This window comes from Mesorhizobium sp. M1066 (assembly GCF_040318635.1).
In the GTDB taxonomy this organism is placed as follows: Bacteria; Pseudomonadota; Alphaproteobacteria; order Rhizobiales; family Rhizobiaceae; genus Mesorhizobium.
This window is the reverse complement of the sequence record NZ_JAMYMR010000003.1, coordinates 218,292-237,527: the sequence shown is the minus strand read 5'-3', so window position 1 is coordinate 237,527 and position 19,236 is coordinate 218,292. Positions and strand designations below refer to the sequence as shown.

The window sequence follows — 19,236 nt, the reverse complement described above, 5'->3', positions numbered from 1 at the left end:
GAGCTTGTGAACGTTTAAACCAATATCTTGCGGGCCTGGGGCGACATAGGGCTTGCATCTGCGTTCTATTTTAGAAAAACTAAATCAAGCTGACCCCAAGATCGTTGCCCAGGTGAAGAAGACGCCCCCACTTCGTGCGATACAGGCCTTCGAGGCATTCGGAAGGCGTGGCAGCGTGACGGCAGCGGCCAACGAGCTCGGCGTCTCCGTCGGCGCGGTCAGCCAGCAGATCCGCAAGGCCGAAGAGGCCCTGGAGGCGCGGCTTTTGGAACGGCGCGGCAGGAGTGTCGCCCTTACCGCGCTGGGCCGCGTTTACCACGCAGCGGTTTCCGTTGGCTTAGAACACATTCGCGAAGCCCAGGATCTCATCGAACGGGCCCGGTCCGCGGACACTTTGACCATCTCCTGCCTGCCGTCCTTGGCCAGCAAATGGATCGGACCGCAATTGCTGGATTGGCAGGTTGCCCACCCAGGCGCGACCGTGCGGCTGGTCGGCGCCGAGACGGAGCCAAGGCTGGGCGCCGAACAAGTCGACTTCCGTATTTCGTACGGCACGAAATATCGTGATTTCGAGCACTACACCGAATTGTTCACAGACTGGGTGGTACCGGCCTGCTCGCCAACGCTGCTGGCGAAACATCCGGTCGGCAAGCCCGCCGATATTCTCGATCTGCCGCTTCTCAGCATCGAATGGGCCCGCGATCACCGCTCGCCGCCGACATGGGCGGAATGGGCCGCAACCATCGGCGAGGTGCACCGCAGAACATCCGGCGAAGTGGCCTTTTCCCTGTCGAGCGCGGCGATTGATGCGGCGGCCAACGGAAGGGGCTTTGTGCTGGCGCAACTGTCGATGGCCGGCGACGATATCGCGTCGGGCAGGCTCGTCGCTCCGTTCGACAAGCGGATCAGACTGCCGGAACCCTATTTTTTGGCTTGGGATCGGGCTATACTGGAGAAGTCCTTTGGTCCTGAGTTGCGAGCCTGGATTGTTTCGATTTCCAGGCAACTGGGTGCAACCTTAGCAGGACAGTCGAACACTGATCTGGAGATGCTGCGGCGATAGAGCCGAAAAATGAACATGAAAGGCACGAGTGTTTCGCGCTTTCCAGTCAGATAGCGACGCTGGTAGACCGAAGGACCACCCCATGAGCTTTGGGGCTGTCGCGTGCGGGTTGATAGCGGCGAAGGCAGGGATGATGTCCTGCCAAGGAAGATGAATGGCGAGCCGACAGCCACGTCGCCCACTTGCCAGGGCGTGCAACCATTTTCTTCGCGGTGTTGGGCCGATCATTGGACGAGAGAGCGCGCGCTGGACCGAGCTCTCCACCGGGCCAGCCGGCATCTATTCGCGGTCGGGCCGGCGTGACCGGTGGAAGCTCGGGAATTGGCGGGCAAGGCTGCCGTGCGTTGGATTCGCTGGTCACGGCATACTGGACCGACATTTGGCGTCTGTTGTGCAGTGGCGGGGCACGCCACCGTTCAGCGCCTGTCGAATGCAAAACGACGCCCGGCGGGCGTGCCAGACGTCAATTGTGCGGACCGTTGGCTAGGAGCGAAACGGCAGGTTCCCCGCATTAGATGCCGCCGAGTCTCGGCGGATGGTGGGACCTCAAGTGGCGGGGTTTTCGTTCATTTGAGCAAGGTCGTTCAGTGCTCGGGACATTTGCTATAGCAGACAAAGATCAGCACTGTTTGTCCGATTGTACGTTCATAACCAAAACCAGGACCCGGCTCGACTCTCATAGATTCGGTTCTACCATGTCTGTTAGCGGAAGTTTTTCAGGGCCTCCCCGGCTGTGAGTGACCATCGCGCTTCCGCTCCATGAGGAGGAAGCCATGACCGAACTCCACTCTCAACTCGCATCGCGTATCCAGAAGAACTCGCCGCATTGCGGAGGGTGTATGACCGGATTTGCCGAGAAAATGTGCTGCGTGAAGGTAGCCCGGACGCGGCGGAATTGAGCGCGCGAGCAATGTCGCTCTTCCGACACACCGGCGAGGTTTTTGACGAGGCTGCTTTCTACGAGGTGTTGCGTGGCAAGGGACGATGAACCCGGGTCAGCGACGCATCGATGAGCTTGTGCACGTTCACATGGTCCTTTCAGAGGACGGCGAGGCTCTTCGGGAGGAATGCCGTCGTAATCGCTCCTTCATGGCGGAATCGATAAGAGATTTGCTGCAGATCGTCGAAAAAGCGCACGAGGTTTCGATGAAGGTAAACGAGAAGATTCGACATGCGCTGAGATAAGCGTACCGTGCGTTGATCGGCGGTCAGTTTTCAGGGCACCGCCGGCTGTGAGCGATCATCGTGCTTCCGCCCCAACCAGGCAGGTGGCTATGACTAGCTCCAATCGACAATCGGACATTTCTGCCCAACCTATCATCATCCAAGAGCCTGTTTACAGGAATGAGCTCTTGCTGAGGATGTACCCAGCAGACCTGGCACTTCTGCGGCCTCATCTGCAAAGCGTGTCCCTCCCGCTGAGAACCCAGCTTGAGACAGCGGGGGCAAAGATCCAGGCGGTATATTTCTTCGAGAGCGGGGTTGGGTCGGTGGTGGCCGAACTGAGTTCGGCGATCGAAGCGGAGGTGGGCATCATCGGCTTTGAAGGGATGACCGGATCGGCCCTCATCATGGGGGACGATCAATCCATGCATGACTGCTACGTTCAAGTGGACGCCGATGCTCTGAGCATCGATGCTGGCCCGTTCGCCGCAGCGCTTGCAAAGAGCCCGACCTTGCGGCCTTTCCTCCTCCGGTACGTCCATTATTTTCACCTGCAGGCCAGCTACACCGGGCTGATCAATGCCCGACTGAACATCGTCGGGCGACTGGCCAGATGGCTGCTGATGTGTGCTGACCGCGTCGAACGGGAGCGTCTGGCAATAACGCATGAATTCTTGTCGGTGATGCTCGGGACGAGACGTCCGGGCGTGACGATCGCGCTCCAGACACTGGAGGGCCAGGGTTTGATCCGCTCAACGCGTGGGAAGGTCGTCATCCGCGACCGGGCCGGTCTCATCGAGACCGCGGCCGGCTCATACGGAAAGCCCGAAGCCGAGTACGCGCGCTTGATCGGGCAGCTTCACTGACACTGACGTGGACCATCAAATCTCCCGGGCAGGGCGCATCTTTCAATGAGCCGGTTCGCATCATGGGCCGAGATCGGGCGGCGTATGGTGAGCTTTCATGCTATAATCATTGCCGAAGGTCCCGCCTATCGCCGAGGAATTCTCCCGTTCATCATCGGGTTCGGCGCCCTCATGCCGGCCCTGGGTTTTTAGACTTAAGCTCGCCCCCGATCGTTAGGTTCCGGCCACTCTTCGGTCAAGTATCACCGCCAAGGCGCGCGATGAGGCCATTTTGACAACAAGCACTTCAATGTCGTTGGCGAGTTTGGTACTGACGACCCTGTGAACTTCCGCAATCGCATCTGCGAGCGAAACCGATGTCATCTTTGCGTGGTCATCAAGTAGATGACCATGGCTAGAACCACGTCAGCATAGATGTTCCGAGGCAGTTCGCGCATCACTCCCCCGACGGGATAGTCGCGCAGCGGAGGTCGGCTGGCAGCCTAACGCGCACGTCAAAACGTAACCGAACGAACGATCGCTATAGACGCCTAACAAGCGCAGACTGTCGAAGTCGCCTCAAAAGCAAGAACAAACAGGGATGGGGCGTTTGGGAGCGATCATCAGGCTTTCACCCCAGCAGGGACAAAGCCGATGTCTGCACAGTTAGAGATCAGATTCGCGTATTTGATGGGCCAACTTGGTCACACCGAAAGTATCGTTTCCAAGCAGGACATCATTGCGGGTTTGCTCGCCCACGAAGGCAGCCCGACTGCGGCCGCCGATGAATTGCTGGCTCGCATGCACCACTCGCTGCAACAAACCCGCCAGAACATACGAGATCTGGAGGTCTCGTGGCCGAAGTAAGGTTGGGGGGAAATGTTGACCCAGACGATCCGGCATACGAAGCCTCCGAGTTCGCTGCTAAACATGGTTTGACGATCAAGGCCGCAAAAATCATCATGGTTTCCAACGGCCCTTCGCGCGTGGCATGCGATGCAGCGGCCCGTGCATTTCTGGCGGCTATAGCCGCACGGCGGAGATGAACCAAACCTAGCCATAATTGTTCCATTGCTTTGACGTGAAGCGCTCGGGGATGCACACTGTTCCCATTCGGTCCTGCTCAATGTGGTGGGAGCTGACTGGTCATCGTTGCTGCGCGAGGCCAGGGTCCTGAAAGCGGAAACAATTGAGGCTACTTCTGCCTGCCGCTCAAACGCGCACAATAAGGTTTACCGTGCTGTCGAGGAACAAGTTACCAGACTGAGAGGTTGGGGCTATGGAGAAGGCGTAATTCACCATGGGCGACGACAACGACGACCGTCAGAGCGAGAAAGAGAATGAAGCAGTAGTGCGGTCAATTGTCAGAGAGACCGGCATCACCGAGGGTCAGGTGCGCGAGCTCATTCGCCTGATCGGCACCGACCGCAATTCCCTGCTTCGTGAGGCGCGGCAACTGCTCCGGCAACGCCTGCGTTAGGCCGAAGATAGGTGCTCAGAGCAAAGTTATCCGGTCATCTTCTGCTGCCCGGCCTGCCCATATGTGCATGATCGCACATTTGTAGATCAAGCAGGAATCGACGCTGCGTATCCTTCGGGAACAAGTTCCCATGCGGTTAAGGTGGAGATGCCAAGCGACGGTAACCATTGCTCCAAGCCCCATTATAATTGGTTGAATTACAAATAGCTGGGGTCTGGGATGCATGGGGTGTTACGGGCGAATGTTGTCGCCTTCAACAACCCCGGTTCGTCGGGCAATGACAGCGATTTCGACTACCAGGATTTTTTTGAAAGCGGCGCGGTTGCTCGATCTGATCAGCGCCGATGGCCTCATCTTCCATGCCACCAAGGCAGAGCTCCATCTCTTTGGCTATCCTGCCGAGGACTATGTCGGTCGCCACGTCGCCGACTTCTACCTCGAACGGGACTTGATCAACGACATTTTAAGCCGGCTCACCCGTGACGAGAAGATCACGAGATATCCCGCCCGTTTGAGAGCACGGGACGGATCCATCAAGCACAGGTCAGTTTTGCCATTGCCTGAAAGCTGACGATCGCAGGCGACTGCGCTGGAAGCCGTGGGTCAGCGGCCATCCGCCCGACGGCATTCAGGATCGTGCTGGCAAAGCCGCAATCAGCGAAGCAACAAAAGGGGCGGTTTGGCCGTTCTGATCAGTCGCATTGGCGGCTGGGGCATTCGAAGACATGACTACGCCGCAAATTTTGTCATTTGCCGTAACCTTCGTGATGATGGCAGCATTCGTGTGGGGTCGCTATCGATATGATCTGGTCGCGGCTGCGGCACTGTTGCTTGCTCTCGCGGTTGGCATTGTGCCTTTTGACGAAGCCTTCACCGGGTTCAGCGACGATATCGTGGTTATTGTCGGCAGTGCTCTGCTGGTGAGCGCAGGGATAGCACGCTCGGGTATTATGGAGGCCGCCATCAAGCGCTTTGCTCCGAAATTATCGGGAGTTCGGTCGCAACTGGCGCTGCTGGTGATCGTGGTCACGATCCTTTCTGCCTTTGTAAAGAATATCGGGGCGCTCGCTATCATGATTCCGATCGCCTTCCAGTTCGCGCGCCGGTCTAACATTTCACCCTCGATATTCCTGATGCCTATGGCGTTCGGGTCACTGCTCGGCGGTCTCATGACGCAGGTGGGAACATCTCCCAACATCGTTGTGTCCCGAGTGCGAGAGGAGCTGACCGGAACCGCCTTCACAATGTTCGACTTCACACCTGTTGGAGCTGCCATAGCCGCTGCCGGAACGATCTTCCTGCTGTTTTTCTATTGGTTGTTGCCGGTGCGCGAAAAGCTTGGCGGGTCACTGAATGAAGCCCTCGACATCAAGAATTACCTTGCAGAGGCTCGAATTGTCAGCGATTCCACAGTGCTCGGGAAAACCGTCGCAGACCTCATGAAGCTCGCCGGCGGCGATGCAATCGTGACGTCGATCCTGCGCAATCGCACGATGCGGATGACGCCACTGCCCGACGCGGTCCTCAAGGTGAATGACATCCTCTTGCTCGAGGGCGACCCAGAAGCGCTGGATCGCCTTGTCTCCCAGGGCAGGCTCAGTGTGACCGGGGATAGGGTCGGTGGTGACGACACCACCAACGAAATGGTCGCTATCGAAGCCGTAATCGGTGAAAGCTCCTCTTTGATCGGCTGGACCGCCCAGCGCCTTGCCCTTTACGATCGCTTCAATGTCAACCTCCTGGCTGTCAGCCGTCGCGGGGAGCGCCTCGACCGCAGGCTGGCCGAAGTCGAGCTGAGGCTCGGCGACGTTGTCGTCTTGCGGGGGAGTGCGGCGACGATGCCCGAGATACTTCGTGAACTCGGCTGCCTACCGCTGGCAGAAAGGGCTATCCTTCTTGGTAGCGTCCGCAAGGGTATCGTGCCGGTAGTAGTCCTTGCTCTCGCCATGGTGGCGACGGCGTTTGGGCTACTGCCAGTCTCCGTCGCTTTCTTCGCGGCCGCGGTCGCGATTGTGCTTTTCAAGGTCATTCCGCTCCGCGACGTCTACCAATCACTCGATGGGCCTATCCTCGTCATGCTCGCCGTTCTCATTCCAGTGAGCGATTCGCTACGCGGTACAGGAGCGACGGGAGTAGTTGCCGGCGAGCTTGCTAGACTGGGAACCCTCCTTCCGGCGTCCGGCGCACTGACGCTCATCCTTGTCGCCGCCATGGCCGTTACGCCATTCCTCAACAATGCCGCCACCGTCCTTGTCATGGCGCCTATCGCCGCCGAATTTGCTAGTGATCTAGGCTACAGGCCGGAACCGTTTCTGATGGCTGTCGCCATCGGCGCCGGCTGTGACTTTCTCACCCCGATCGGACACCAGTGCAACACGCTCGTCATGGGCCCGGGTGGCTACCGCTTCAGCGACTATCCGCGTCTGGGACTGCCCCTATCTTTCCTCGTAGTCATTGTTGCGGTGCCGATGCTTATGATCGTTTGGCCAATGAACTGACATCCGATATTCGGATGCCCTCCTCGGAAATCCCACATGACGCTACATTCGTGAATGAGGTCACCGCCGCGCAGGCTCGGGCTGCAGTTCAGAAGACGGGGGGCATACTTTGTGAGTTGTCCGCTTGCTCGGTCGTACCGAAGGCGTGATCCATGTCCCTTACAAGAACGCCATCACTGCCGCCCTGGTCCATCTCGGCCACCGTCCGCTGAGCTGGTCCGCCATCTCATGGCGCGACTTTCTATCACAGAGGCGCACTGCCGAAGATTCCGGCGGGGGTGCATCAGTTGCGGCTGCAGAAGCGCGAAGGTGGCGAAGGTGTTCGCGTGCGGCGTGCAGACCTTGCCGGCTGCTGGGACTGCCGCATCGTTCTGGGCCTTGGCCTAGGCGAGGGCGTCGAGCGGGACCTCATCGAGGCCACTGGCGCTCTGCGACATCCTGGAAGCGGAAGGGCTGGAGAGCTGGCCGAACGAAGGTGACCTGGGCAAGGGCATTCACCTGATGCCCCGCTGGAGGCGAAGATCACGCAGGACAGCGGCCGCCTTTTGGCCAAGTCGATCGCCAATCAGCTCGCTGAAGCGACGCCACCTGCTGTCCGCCGCGCCGTCAGCCCGAACAGGCCGCATCTTCATTGATTATCTCCCCAATGGGCTCGGCAACGCTCCGGTCGGCGCCTTCTCGCCGCGGGTCCGGCCCGGTTGTCCAATCGCCCATCCGATGACCTGGAGCCAGGTTGAGGGAGCCATCCGTCCAGGTGTCTTCACCATCGACCGTCCGTTCAGGACAGCCGTCAGAAAAGCAGGGTGAGCGCATCGCCGGAAACGAAAATCTCGCCGGGATTTCAGTGGCAAATAGCAAAGACGCGTAGCCATCCCGAACAACCGATCACGTCGTGTAATTGCCGGACCGGTCGAGTTCTATCCAGGCTGGCGCATGATCACTCGGCTTTTCCCAACCTCGCACGTCAGCGTCGACGCCGGCGTCGCACAATCTGTTCGTAAGTGATGGGCTGACCAGAAGATGATCCATCCGCAGGCCGGAACTTCGATCATAGCCGCCCTGATAGGCGAAGTTCCAATACGTATAGACGCCTTTCTCCGGATGGATATGTCGGACAGCATCGATCCAGCCGCCATCAAGCATCTGGGCATAGGCTTGCCGGCTCTCCGGAAAGTAGACTGCATCGCCTAGCCAACGTCGCGGCACCACGGCATCGATCGGGGTGGGCACGACATTGTAGTCGCCGCAGAGAATGCTGGGGATACCTTCCCTGAGCATCAGCTGGCCGTAGCTGATCAGGCGGTCGAACCAGCGCAGCTTATAATCGAATTTCGGGCCAGGAGCGGGATTGCCGTTAGGCAGGTAAAGGCAGCCGACGACGATCCCATCCACCTCAGCCTCGAGATATCGGCTGTGCGTATCGTCGGGATCGCCCGGGAGCCCACGTCGGCGCTCCAGCGGCTCTTTTCCACGAGCGAGTATGGCTACGCCGTTGTAGGACTTTTGCCCGTGCCAGATTGCGCAGTAACCGGCGTTCCTGATGGCTTCCGCGGGGAATTTCTCATCCGAGGTCTTCAATTCCTGAAGGCACACGATGTCATAGTCGGTCTGACCCAGCCACTTGATGAGCACGGGCAGGCGACCGTTCACACCGTTGACGTTGAATGTTGCGATACGGGTCATCAGGATCTCTCTCCAAAACTCTTCACGGTATTAACGTGAATGGCTCAGCAGTTGATCCCTCCACGTTGCACGGGAAGTTGCCAGTCGCCTTGTAGAACTTTGCGGCCTCGCCAATTTGCTCCCGCCGCTGGGCCGGCGCGCACATTGAAGACGGCGGGTCATCCAGCCTACCGAGTTCGATCCTCGCGACCCGCGCTGGTTGCGATCGATTCAATGCTTCCTGGATAAGGGAATGGGACGAACGCCCCGCCGCTTTTTTTGGCGGCGGGGCCTTGATCCTCAGAGCGGGCTGGCGTTGCGAATTCTGTCGCGCTCGGCCTTTATGTCGCCGTAAGGTTCGGCATCGGCATCGAAGCGGCTCCAGCCGTCGGCTTCATATGCGCTGCGGCGCTGTTCCAAATTGACCGAGTTGGTCTGCCCGAGAATGCGCTCCGCTTGCTCGACAAGCCCGTCGCTGACTTTGGCCGTCACCAGAGCGCCGCCACGACGGACGCCTTCGGCATACACATGGGCATCCCTTTCCGGCACGCCGGAATCGGTGAGCGCGCCGACGATCCCACCGGCCGCACCGCCCACGACTGCGCCGCCCACAGCACCGGCTGCCGTAGCAGCCAGCCAGCCTGCGGCCACCACGGGGCCGACACCCGGGATGGCCATGAGGCCAAGCCCTGTCAGGAGACCGCCGGCGCCCCCGATCACCGCGCCGAGACCGGCACCGCCGGCTGCATCCTCGGCAGCGTCAGAGCGGTAGCCATCGTCGTACCGACCATCTGAATTGTTGGCGACGATGCTGATGTCGCCATGCGGAACACCGCTGGCTTCCAGTTCGCCTACGGCATCGGAGGCGTCATCGTAATCGTCGAAAAGTCCGGTTACGGTCTTCATGGTAAATCTCCTCGATCTGGGTTCGGTTGGTCAGTTGGCGCCGGCAACGACGTTGCCCTGATAGTCGAGCGCCACCGTCGTGTTCTTGCCGTCCTTGGTTGCCTGGCCGCGCCAGATACCCTTGTCGTCCTTAGTCAACGCGGACACATCGGTGAAACCGGCGTCTTGGAGGCGGGTCTTGGCCTGCTCCTCGGTGAAGCTGTTGGCGCCGGGAACCGGGGCGGCGGGGTTTGTGGCGCCGGTCGTGGCTACGGCTGGCGTCGTAGAGCTCGTGGTGGACGCTGCGTCGCCCGTGGTGGCGATCTTCTCGATCATGTCCTTGTGCATTTTGAGCGTCGACAGCGTCTCAGCGGCGAATGTCTTCAACTGCGCATTGTCGCCGTCTTTTGCATAGCTCTCAAACAGCGTGACCGCTTCCGAATGCGCATCGCGTTGCATCTGGACATAAGGCTTGTCGACGGCGCCCTTAGCGGTCTTCAAGGTGTCGAGATCAGCCTTGCGCTTGGCGTCCAGTTCCTTCGGCAACGTCAGCTTCTGTTTGCCGGCGATGGTCTCAAGCTTGGCGTTGGCTGCGCCGTGGTCGTCGATCATCTTCTGCGCGAAATCCTTGACCGACTGGTCTTGAGCCGTGCCCTCGGCGATCTTGCTGGAATCAACCTCGAACATCCCACCGGCCGCAGCCTTGTCGACGAAGCCTTGCGCGCTGTCGGCGGCGAACGCGGGCAGGGTGAACGTCATGGCTGTGGCGGTGGCCAGGGAAGCCAGAATAAGGTGAGTTTTCATAGGGGCTTGTCCTCGTTGGGCACGGATGTGCTGTCGAGCTAACAAGCGTCAATCGGCTTTGTTCCGCTGCATGAGCGATTATCCAACCGACTAAAATTCAGACGTCCGCCGAAGCTGGTGCATTATTACCTTTGATCTTGGCCGGGCTACCCCACCGGACTTTCTATCCGCGTGCCGGTGTTCTTAGTGCTGACAGACACGCCAGCCATTTCAGAAGAAGCTCTGCCCGGTGGCATGTACCGCCGATGTTTAAAGCTTGGCCGGCGAAGTCGCCGAAAGCGGCCGAAGCCAAGCGCTGAACACCCGCCGCTGGGCGTCACTGCCGCGGGGTGACCGAATTCGGCTCGTGGATCGCGTATTTGCGCAATATCTGGCGCGCGTGCCTCGTCGCGGAAGAGGGGAACTTAACAATCGTCGACGTGTTTCGTCCGGACAACAAATCCGAAGGGAAAACTATCATGGACGCCGAAATCATCACGCGACATGCCGGGCCAGGGGCCTGCAAGGGTAAGGCTCGGGACACACGGGAGGCTGCTGCCAAACCCCTGTCAAAACGAACGACGGAGATCGAGACAAGGTGCACTATGACGGGGACGATAGACTTAGAGCCACGGCAGGACCGGAGCCAGTAATGGCGCCCCCCTTACGACGCCATTCCCAGATGGTTGCTTTTTGCGCTTCTGCCGCATGCCAAGAGCTAAGAGCCTCAGCCTTAAGATTTTGCGCGATTCCAGGCCTGGTCATGTTGTTGCGAAAGCTGGTGCGAGGAGGCTGCGCTTAGCAACGAGCTGAAGGGTTCATATCTTCAGGCCTTTTGGAGATCCGTGTTTTTATCCTTCATACGAAATGTTGGAAGTGAAAATGCCGAGAACTGAACGGTGGTTCCGCTCCGCGCGAAGCGTAGGAAGCGCATCAGGGCGGTTGTCTCATCACGCGCCACAGCCGTTTCACGTGGGAGGCAGACTGGCGACGGCCTTCTGCAAATTGTCGCCACGCCTCAGGGCGAACGCATGCGCCTGAGGGTTTCCCGGCACGCCGAAGGGCTGCATGCACGCGTTGCCATCGAGCGTTCCGGGGGCGTGATCGAAACGCTGCCGCTTATCCCGGGTCGATGGCGATCATCACTGGCTCGAAAGCCAGACAGCGCCGGCCGAGCCGCACGCCTTCACGGCAAAGCTGCATTTGCATGCGGGCGGACAGAGCGAGGAGCTACCTTTCACGATGACCGAGCCGGACGTGAAGACTGACCTCGGCCAGCACGATCCGAACCTCTAGAATCGGCACCGGAACTGACCGAAGGCGCTACGTCGTCAACCGCAGCAGCTGCCCTTGGCCGTGGTAGCCATATCCTTGAAAATCACGAAATCCTGGCCGTGGCCGCCGGCGCAGGCGACATTGCCTCTCCGAGAGGTGAAGCCAAAGCGTCAATTGAGTGCTGCCCATCCAGTCACAAGCATGAGGGCAAGCGTGACCAGCGCTCCAGAGACGTACAAGATTGTCCTGACACTGCCTCCCTTGGCAGCGTTTCCGCCACGCAGGTAGATTCCCAGATGGAGCAAGCGTATCGCCAGGTGGACCCACACAAGCGCCGCCAAAGTGGCCGCTCCAACACCAACCATCATCGCTAGCACCGCCGGCACGACGAAGGGCGCCAGTGCCTCGACCGAGTTCATGTGGATTCGGTCGATCCTGTAGAGCGGGTTGTCGTCGTCTGCCGGGATTACCGGTCCTGAAAGCGCTCCTGCAAATCCCTTGGACGAACCCGAGTAGACTGCCAACACTACCGATAGCAGACAGAGCGCGAGTAAGCCGAGGATGCTTAACCAATAGCCTTCCATGTTGTCTCCGCTCCGTGGAATCGCAGTGAACCAAATGGTATTTGCGAGTCACGCCCCTTGAACCGCAGAACGGGTCAGGTCCGAGGAGGGAAAAGAGCGTGGAACCGCTGCAGATAGAGCGGCCAGCCCTGATCGCCATCCACCCCACCGCGTACGCCCTCCCAGCCTTCGCCATGGCGTTCGAAATTCCGGTGCTCGATCTCAACCCGGGTACTATTCTCGGTCTCGGCGGTGAACCGGACTTCCCATTCGCTCGTCTTGTTCGGGTCGGTCTCGATCTGCCACCGAGGGCTGATGTCCCAGCTCAGAACCAGCCGGTTGGGCGGATCGTAAGTCAACACACGAGCCCAGCGGCACTCGCTGCCATCTACTCCGCGGTCGTAAACGTGACCACCGACCCGAGGTTCGAAGATCGTCTCTGCGATCGCCACTGCGAGAAGATTGTGCTCGCGAGGTTTGAACCTGCCGAAATCCTCGGTGAAGACTCTGAAGGCACGCGCGATAGGTGCCTCAACAACGACGGAGTGCTTTACGGGCGCGAGTGCAGGTTTCTTACTCATGCTGGTCCCCTTTTGGATGCTCGACGGCTAATTTGTAGCCCGCCAGGGTCTTGCTCCAGAACTGGTCGATTTCCGCGCGCAGCCTTGCCAGGCCGTCCTGATCGATACGGTATATGCGTTCCTTGCCAAAGCGCGTGTCGGCCACAAGCCCGGCATCCTTGAGTACCTTCAAGTGCTGAGAGACCGCCGGCCGGGTTACAGGCAGCGCATGAGCAAGTCCGCTGACCGAACAAGGCTGTTCGACCAACAGTTCGAAGATCGTGCGCCTCGTTGGATCTCCGAGCGCTGTCCAGTAGTTCGCGTTAGTTACCACTAACGCGAACTTAAATCGATGACCCCGACCTGTCAACCTGAAGTGGTGGACGCTGCAATGGGATGTTGAACCCCTGTACCGTTGCGTTGCTTGTCACGACTGCTTCGAGTTCACCGTCCGAAAGAGCGCAGGCGGCAAGATGCGTTCGGATCCTGCCCCAGGATCTCCGCCAGGGAGATTGATCGGTGGTAGGGTTGATGTCCATGGAACGATGCCTCAAGCGCTTGGTTGAGGGGCGTGTCGGGTGCGAGATCCAATGTGCGTCCGATTCTGGATATGAAACGACCTACGTCATGTTCGGTGCCCGATATACCATTCGATGGGAAGGCGAACCACCTAATACCAGGGCGCCGGTCCGGCTGCCGTTCGGCCATGCGTTTCATATCGCATTTGGCGGGAGTCGGTGTTAATCAGAAAGAGCTTAGTAGGAATCCAGTCAGACTGTTCGGCCAGTCGCAACATGTTTCGTTGCACTGGCTGAGGGAACCGGACGGGCAAGTGCCGAAGTCCCATCAGGGAGCGCCAAAATGACCCAGTCAAGCTCTCACGCCATCGGTGAGATCCAGTCCGACTCACACCGCCTTCAGGCCATGCTCGACATTCCACCGGATTTCGTCGAATTGCTCCCGGTCGCCGCCTATGCCTGCGATGCTTCAGGGCGTGTCTTATGGTTCAACAAGCGTGCCGTCGATCTGTGGGGCCGCGCTCCGCGCATCGGCGACGACACCGAGCTCTTCTGCGGCTCATACAAACTCTATTTCGGCGGCCAGGAAATCAATCGCGCTGAAACGCCGATGGCGGTCGCGTTACGCACGGGGGAGGCCATCCAGGGGGCGGAAGGGATGGTCGAACGTCCCGACGGCTCGCAAATCTGGGCGACGGTCCACATCGAACCGGTGAAGGATACGACGGGCGCGGTGCTTGGCGCAATCAACTGCTTCCACGACACGACGGAATTGCACCAGGCGAGAGCGAAGACCATGGAAGGCGAGGAACGCGTACGCGGGATCCTGGAAGCCATGCCGACCGCCGTCTATACCACGGACGCGGTTGGCCGGATCACCTATTACAACGAGGCCGCGGCCAAGCTCGCCGGCCGCGAGCCTTCGCTTGGCAGCGATGAATGGTGCGTGACGTGGAAGCTCTATTGGCCCGATGGAACGCCATTGCCGCACGATCAATGTCCGATGGCGTTGGCGCTGAAAGAGCAGCAGCCCAACAGCGGCATGGAGGCGGTTGCGGAACGGCCAGACGGGACACGGGTGCCGTTCCTGCCTTACCCGACCCCCTTGTTCGATGCTTCAGGCAGGCTCACCGGCGCGGTCAATGTGCTCGTCGATATCACCGATCGCAAGCGGACGGAAAGGCTTCAAGAGGAACTCGCACAATCCGATGCCAACCTCTCGGCCGAGTTGGAGGCGACCAGGAAATTACAGGAAATCGGTGCGGAACTGATTCACGAACAGGATATTCACGCGCTGTATCAAAAGCTCGTCGATGCGGCGGCGATGATCATGCGCTCCGAGTATGCCAGCATGCAGATGTTTTATCCGGACCGGGGTAGCGAAGGCGAGCTCCGCCTGCTGGCCTTTCGTGGCTTCAATGCCCAGGCTGCGGAGTTCTGGGAATGGGTGCGGATCGAATCCGAAAGCACGTGCGGTGTTGCCCTGCGCACCAGAAAGCGGGTGGTCGTGGAGGATGTTTCCCGATCGGACTACATGGCCGGCACCGAGGACCTGGAGACGTATCTACAGACCGGCATCCACGCGGTACAAACGACGCCCTTGTTGTCCCGCAGCGGACAGCTGCTCGGGATGGTTTCCACCCACTGGAACAGGCCGCACAGACCGGCCGACAGCGAATTGCGGCTGCTTGACCTGCTTGCCCGCCAGGCTGCGGATCTCCTCGAGCGCGCTAGCGCCGAGGAGCGCCTGCGCGATAGCGAGGAACAGTTGCGCCTTGCCACCGAAGCCGCTGATGTCGGACTTTGGGATGTGGATCCCGTCAACGACAGGCTCTTCTGGCCGGCCCGGGTCAAGGCCATGTTCGGCATTTCCGCCGAGGCCGCCGTGTCCATGGCGGACTTTTATGCGGGCCTGCACCCGGAAGACCGCGAACGCACCAAGGCGGCGTTTGCGGCTGCGCTCGATCCCGCAAGGCGGGCGCTTTACGATGTTGAGTATCGCACTATCGGCAAAGAGGATGGCGTGACGCGCTGGGTGGCAGCCAAGGGGCGCGGCGTGTTCAACGCCGGCGGGACGTGTATCCGCGTCATAGGCACGGCACTCGACATTACGGAGCGCAAGCGTCGCGAAGACCACCAGAAGCTGTTGCTGAACGAATTGAACCACCGTGTCAAAAACACCTTGGTGACGGTGCAGTCGATGGCGATGCAGACGCTTCGCAACAGCCCGGATAAAATGCAGGCGCAAAAGCTGATCGAAGCGCGGCTGATCGCGTTGTCGAAGGCCCACGACATGCTTACGCAGGAAAACTGGGAAGGCGCGTTCCTGCACCAGATCATCGAGAAGGCGATCGCACCCTATCGGGGTCAGTTGCGCGATCGGTTCGAAGTCGAAGGACCAGGCGTGTGGGTGTCGCCGAAATTCGCTCTGGCGCTTGCCATGGGAATGCACGAGCTCTGCACCAATGCGGTCAAGTATGGGGGCCTGTCGAATGATGCAGGCAAGGTCAGGATAGAGTGGACCGTGGCGGGTTTGAACGGCACTCGGGAGTTGAGCATTCGCTGGAGCGAAGCGGGTGGCCCTTCGGTCAAACCACCCTCTCGGCAGGGATTTGGCTCCAGATTGATCGAGCGTGGCCTCAAGCAGGATCTTGGTGGCGAGGTGCGGATCGACTTCGACCCGGCGGGTGTCATATGCACAATCAAGGCACCGCTTGAACGTGCTCGTGGGAGAGCGGAAGGGTAGTGGCATGGGGCGATCGGCGGGCAATGGGCACGATCCGGGCCGCGAGGTTCCGGCGCTGAAGGGCCTGCGCGTCCTTGTTGTCGAGGACGAGTCGCTGGTGGCGATGCTCATTGAAGACGTCCTTGCTGACCTGGGCTGCGCCCTTGCAGGTATGGCCTCACGCGTTGACGATGCGATGGACAAAGTTGCCACATTGGAGTTTGACGCCGTGATCCTGGACGTGAACCTCGATGGTGCCGACACCTACCCCGTCGCTGATGCCCTCACTGAAAGATCAATCCCGTTCATATTCGCTACTGGCTACGGCGCTGGGGGTATTCCGCAGAGCTTCCGCAACGTTCCCGTCCTCGGGAAGCCCTTCGAACAAGGCGACCTCGAACGAGCGCTCAGGGCTGGCCTGGTATCGCGCACCGATGGTGCTCCTGGGTGAATCGAGCGTTGGCGACGTGGCCCGCGTATCCGCGACGGACGCATTGGCCACGAGATCGCGAGCATATGAAACCATGCCCCCAGCGGCTTAGCTGTCGAGGAACTGCCGAACTTGATCTTCCCAACTTGAGCGGACGAATTCCCGGGCCGCTACGGGTGCTTCCTCCTCCATGCTCGATAAAATGGCCGTCACTTCCAAACCCGTCGACTGGCGGAATCGAAGCGAGGGGATCAGTGGAGGAACGGCCTTACTGATCTCGAGCATGCCACCCAGTCGTACACAAAGGCGACTGGCGCTGATTGCCGTCGTCCTCATGTCTTTTTCTACATGTTTCCGTGCCTTTCACCCGTGTGCAACTCCCAGGGCTGGGATATATTCGTTCCCCTTCTTGATGCCGTACTGTTTCTCCTCGATCTGATCACGGCAGCGTTGCTGTACGCGCACCATTCGGTTCTCGGTTCCCGATCGCTCAATGCCTCGACCGCCGCATCGAAAGCCGCACAATGCTCGAAACCGAGGTCCGCGCTTGGCAAAGCCGCCGAACCGCCAACGGCGCGCGAATCCGATGGATGTTCTCCACAGAGCAGGCCCGCGCCAACACCCTCGCTCAACGAGTCACAATCACTGTGACGGAACACCAGTTCGCCCGGAGAGCCGGCCAAGCCATGCGCGACAGTCCTCGCTGGCCGCCATTCCAACCTGGGAAGGCGAGGCGTCAACGGCGAGGCTCGCACAGCGGCAGCAAAGGCGGGCGCGTACTCGATACGTAACAGTTACAGAATTGCCACCAGCCTCAGGATCAGAAAGGATTGCAGCGCGGTCAGACAGCGACAGAAGAAAAATAGCCCCACCAAGAGCAAGACACCGATTTTTTCTCTATTTGTAGCTTCTTCTCGCCGAGAACGGACGCCTGCCAAATACCGAAAGCAGATCGTTAATGACATCTCAGTCGGGAATTGACCTCCAGGTCGATGCGTTGCGGTAGACAGGAGATCGGCATGATGGCGTTGGTTCGGTCGTTCCGTACATTAATTCTGGCGGCGACCACGGCCATGTTGAGCATCGGCGCTCACGCCGCCGATCTTGTCATCGCGACGCCCAACTGGTCGTCGGGAGAGGCGACGGCGAACATCCTGAAAGTCAGCCTGAAGAAGGAGTTCGGGCTGGATGCGGATGCCGTTCCGATGGGTACCCTGATCGCTTTCGCGGGGCTCAATACGGGCGAGGTCGACATCCATCCCGAAGTCTGGTTGCCCAACCTGGACAACCTGGTCAAGAAATACGCAACCGATGCAGGCACTGTCGCGATCAGCCCGATCGGTGTGCCGGCATGGCAGGGCATTTGCGCGACGCGAGCGGCTGCCGACAAATACGGCATCAAGGACATCTCGGACCTCAGCGATCCGAAGAAGACTGCATCGCTCGACACCGATGGCGACGGCAAGGGCGAGATGTGGATCGGCGCGGAGACATGGTCGTCGACCACCATCGAGCGCATCCGCGCCAACAGCTATGGCTATGCCAAGACGATGACGCTGCTGGAAATGCCCGAGGATGTCGGCATGGCGGCAGTGGATGCCGCCGAGGCCACGGATCGCCCGATGGTTTTCGGCTGCTATGCTCCGCATGCGGTTTTCAAGCTGCACGATATCGTTCGCCTGACCGAACCGCCCTTCGACGCCGCCAAGTGGAAGATCGTCCTGCCATCGGAGGATCCATCATGGCTGTCGAAGTCGAGTGCTGCGGTGGGGTGGGATACGGCGCAGTACCACATCGCCTACGCGACCGCTTTGCGCAAGAAGCATCCCGAGGTTGCTCGTTTCCTGGATCGCGTTGATTTCAAACCAGAGGAGGCGATCCAAATGAGCTATGCTCTTCAGGTTGAAAGACAGGATCCTTACGAATTTGCCGAACAATGGGTGAAGAAGCACGAGGATCGCGTAAACGGGTGGGCAAAGCCATGACTGCACGCTCGAAGGAAGTGGATCGCGTAAGGCCTTCAGGCTTCGCAGCGCGCGGACGGTCCTCGCGGATCGCGCTGCTGATGGCCGCGGGTTTCGCCGTTTCTGTGTCGTTCGCGTTTGCCGCGGGAACGCAGGTCTACAATCCGCAGACGAGGCAGTGGACCGACTACGATCGCACCAAGGCGTACAAATATTACAAGCTTCACAAGCAGGTGCCGGAATCGTTTCGCGAGCAAGTCGTCAAGTTCCGGACCGCCGAGCTGCCGGGCACGATCATCATCGACGGCAATCAGCATTTTCTCTATCTCGTCCAGCCTGGGCAGCAGGCAATCCGCTACGGCATCGGCGTTGGCAGGGACGGGTTTGGGTGGGCGGGGATCGTGCGTGTCGGCCGCACCGCGGAATGGCCGACATGGACACCCCCGGCGGAAATGGTCGCTCGCGACACCAAAGCGGCCAAATGGGCCAACGGCATGCCGGGAGGCCCCGATAATCCGCTCGGCGCGCGGGCGCTCTACCTCTACGAGGGTGACAACGACACAATCTATCGCATCCACGGCACGCCCGAACCCTGGACCATCGGACTTGATGTGTCTTCTGGATGCATCCGGATGAACAATGACGACATCGTCGATCTCCATTCCCGCATCAAGGTTGGGGCGAAGGTCATTGTGTTGATGCAGGGAGCGGCCCTTTACAAGGGCGTGTGAAGCGACAAGGCGGCATCGGAGAGGGAAAGCAATGTCGACGAGACAGCATGCACTGAAAAGATCGATTTCGGCGACCGCCCTTGGGTCGCT

The 19,236-nt window shown here is 59.7% G+C and carries 17 protein-coding genes; 11 read left to right on the top strand and 6 right to left on the bottom strand.

Annotated features, from left to right (window positions below):
* Nucleotides 1-112: 112 nt before the first annotated feature.
* From NKH52_RS06885 to ligD, 7 genes are all read left to right on the top strand, one after another.
* Complete coding sequence (locus NKH52_RS06885) at nucleotides 113-1,063, top strand: LysR substrate-binding domain-containing protein (RefSeq protein ID WP_352728834.1); 951 nt, start codon at nucleotides 113-115, stop codon at nucleotides 1,061-1,063.
* A gap of 1,361 nt (nucleotides 1,064-2,424) precedes the next feature.
* Nucleotides 2,425-3,093 (top strand): Crp/Fnr family transcriptional regulator, encoded by a 669-nt coding sequence (locus tag NKH52_RS06880; protein WP_352728836.1) that lies wholly within the window; start codon nucleotides 2,425-2,427, stop codon nucleotides 3,091-3,093.
* Between the two features lie 633 nt (nucleotides 3,094-3,726).
* Nucleotides 3,727-3,939, top strand: coding sequence for a hypothetical protein (locus NKH52_RS06875; RefSeq protein WP_127297446.1), 213 nt, complete (start codon nucleotides 3,727-3,729; stop codon nucleotides 3,937-3,939).
* Between the two features lie 433 nt (nucleotides 3,940-4,372).
* Entirely contained in the window at nucleotides 4,373-4,552 is a 180-nt protein-coding gene (locus NKH52_RS06870) for a hypothetical protein (RefSeq protein WP_127297448.1), read from the top strand.
* A 277-nt stretch (nucleotides 4,553-4,829) separates the two neighbouring features.
* Complete coding sequence (locus NKH52_RS06865) at nucleotides 4,830-5,123, top strand: PAS domain-containing protein (RefSeq protein ID WP_352728484.1); 294 nt, start codon at nucleotides 4,830-4,832, stop codon at nucleotides 5,121-5,123.
* A gap of 154 nt (nucleotides 5,124-5,277) precedes the next feature.
* Nucleotides 5,278-7,050 (top strand): SLC13 family permease, encoded by a 1,773-nt coding sequence (locus NKH52_RS06860; RefSeq protein ID WP_352728486.1) that lies wholly within the window; start codon nucleotides 5,278-5,280, stop codon nucleotides 7,048-7,050.
* 420 nt (nucleotides 7,051-7,470) lie between these two features.
* The gene (gene ligD, locus NKH52_RS06855) at nucleotides 7,471-7,857 is read left to right on the top strand and encodes a non-homologous end-joining DNA ligase LigD (RefSeq protein ID WP_352966734.1); all 387 of its coding nucleotides are present in this window, start codon (nucleotides 7,471-7,473) and stop codon (nucleotides 7,855-7,857) included.
* 78 nt (nucleotides 7,858-7,935) lie between these two features.
* On the opposite strand, the gene xth is transcribed toward ligD, so the two are convergent.
* The 6 genes from xth to NKH52_RS06825 all read right to left on the bottom strand — a co-directional run bounded on the left by xth (nucleotide 7,936) and on the right by NKH52_RS06825 (nucleotide 13,112).
* Entirely contained in the window at nucleotides 7,936-8,733 is a 798-nt protein-coding gene (gene xth / locus NKH52_RS06850) for an exodeoxyribonuclease III (protein ID WP_352728488.1), read from the bottom strand.
* Between the two features lie 279 nt (nucleotides 8,734-9,012).
* Nucleotides 9,013-9,618 carry a hypothetical protein gene (locus NKH52_RS06845; RefSeq protein ID WP_352728490.1) on the bottom strand — a complete coding sequence of 202 codons (606 nt, stop codon included), beginning with the start codon at nucleotides 9,616-9,618 and terminating at the stop codon, nucleotides 9,013-9,015.
* Nucleotides 9,619-9,648: 30 nt separating this feature from the next.
* Nucleotides 9,649-10,401 (bottom strand): DUF4142 domain-containing protein, encoded by a 753-nt coding sequence (locus NKH52_RS06840; RefSeq protein WP_352728492.1) that lies wholly within the window; start codon nucleotides 10,399-10,401, stop codon nucleotides 9,649-9,651.
* Between the two features lie 1,424 nt (nucleotides 10,402-11,825).
* Entirely contained in the window at nucleotides 11,826-12,239 is a 414-nt protein-coding gene (locus NKH52_RS06835) for an MAPEG family protein (protein ID WP_352728493.1), read from the bottom strand.
* 74 nt (nucleotides 12,240-12,313) lie between these two features.
* Complete coding sequence (locus tag NKH52_RS06830; protein ID WP_352728495.1) at nucleotides 12,314-12,799, bottom strand: SRPBCC family protein; 486 nt, start codon at nucleotides 12,797-12,799, stop codon at nucleotides 12,314-12,316.
* Nucleotides 12,792-13,112: an ArsR/SmtB family transcription factor gene (locus NKH52_RS06825; RefSeq protein WP_352728497.1), complete on the bottom strand. Its 321-nt coding sequence runs from the start codon at nucleotides 13,110-13,112 to the stop codon at nucleotides 12,792-12,794. The genes NKH52_RS06830 and NKH52_RS06825 overlap by 8 nt, the downstream gene beginning before the upstream one ends.
* A 527-nt stretch (nucleotides 13,113-13,639) precedes the next feature.
* Here NKH52_RS06825 and NKH52_RS06820 point away from each other — a divergent pair.
* From NKH52_RS06820 to NKH52_RS06805, 4 genes are all read left to right on the top strand, one after another.
* Nucleotides 13,640-16,042 (top strand): PAS domain S-box protein, encoded by a 2,403-nt coding sequence (locus NKH52_RS06820; protein WP_352728499.1) that lies wholly within the window; start codon nucleotides 13,640-13,642, stop codon nucleotides 16,040-16,042.
* Between the two features lie 4 nt (nucleotides 16,043-16,046).
* Nucleotides 16,047-16,472, top strand: a complete 426-nt coding sequence (locus NKH52_RS06815; protein WP_352728501.1) for a response regulator — start codon at nucleotides 16,047-16,049, stop codon at nucleotides 16,470-16,472.
* Nucleotides 16,473-17,470: 998 nt separating this feature from the next.
* Nucleotides 17,471-18,436, top strand: a complete 966-nt coding sequence (locus NKH52_RS06810) for an ABC transporter substrate-binding protein (protein ID WP_352728502.1) — start codon at nucleotides 17,471-17,473, stop codon at nucleotides 18,434-18,436.
* Between the two features lie 80 nt (nucleotides 18,437-18,516).
* The gene (locus NKH52_RS06805; RefSeq protein WP_352728840.1) at nucleotides 18,517-19,146 is read left to right on the top strand and encodes a L,D-transpeptidase; all 630 of its coding nucleotides are present in this window, start codon (nucleotides 18,517-18,519) and stop codon (nucleotides 19,144-19,146) included.
* Nucleotides 19,147-19,236: the final 90 nt, after the last annotated feature.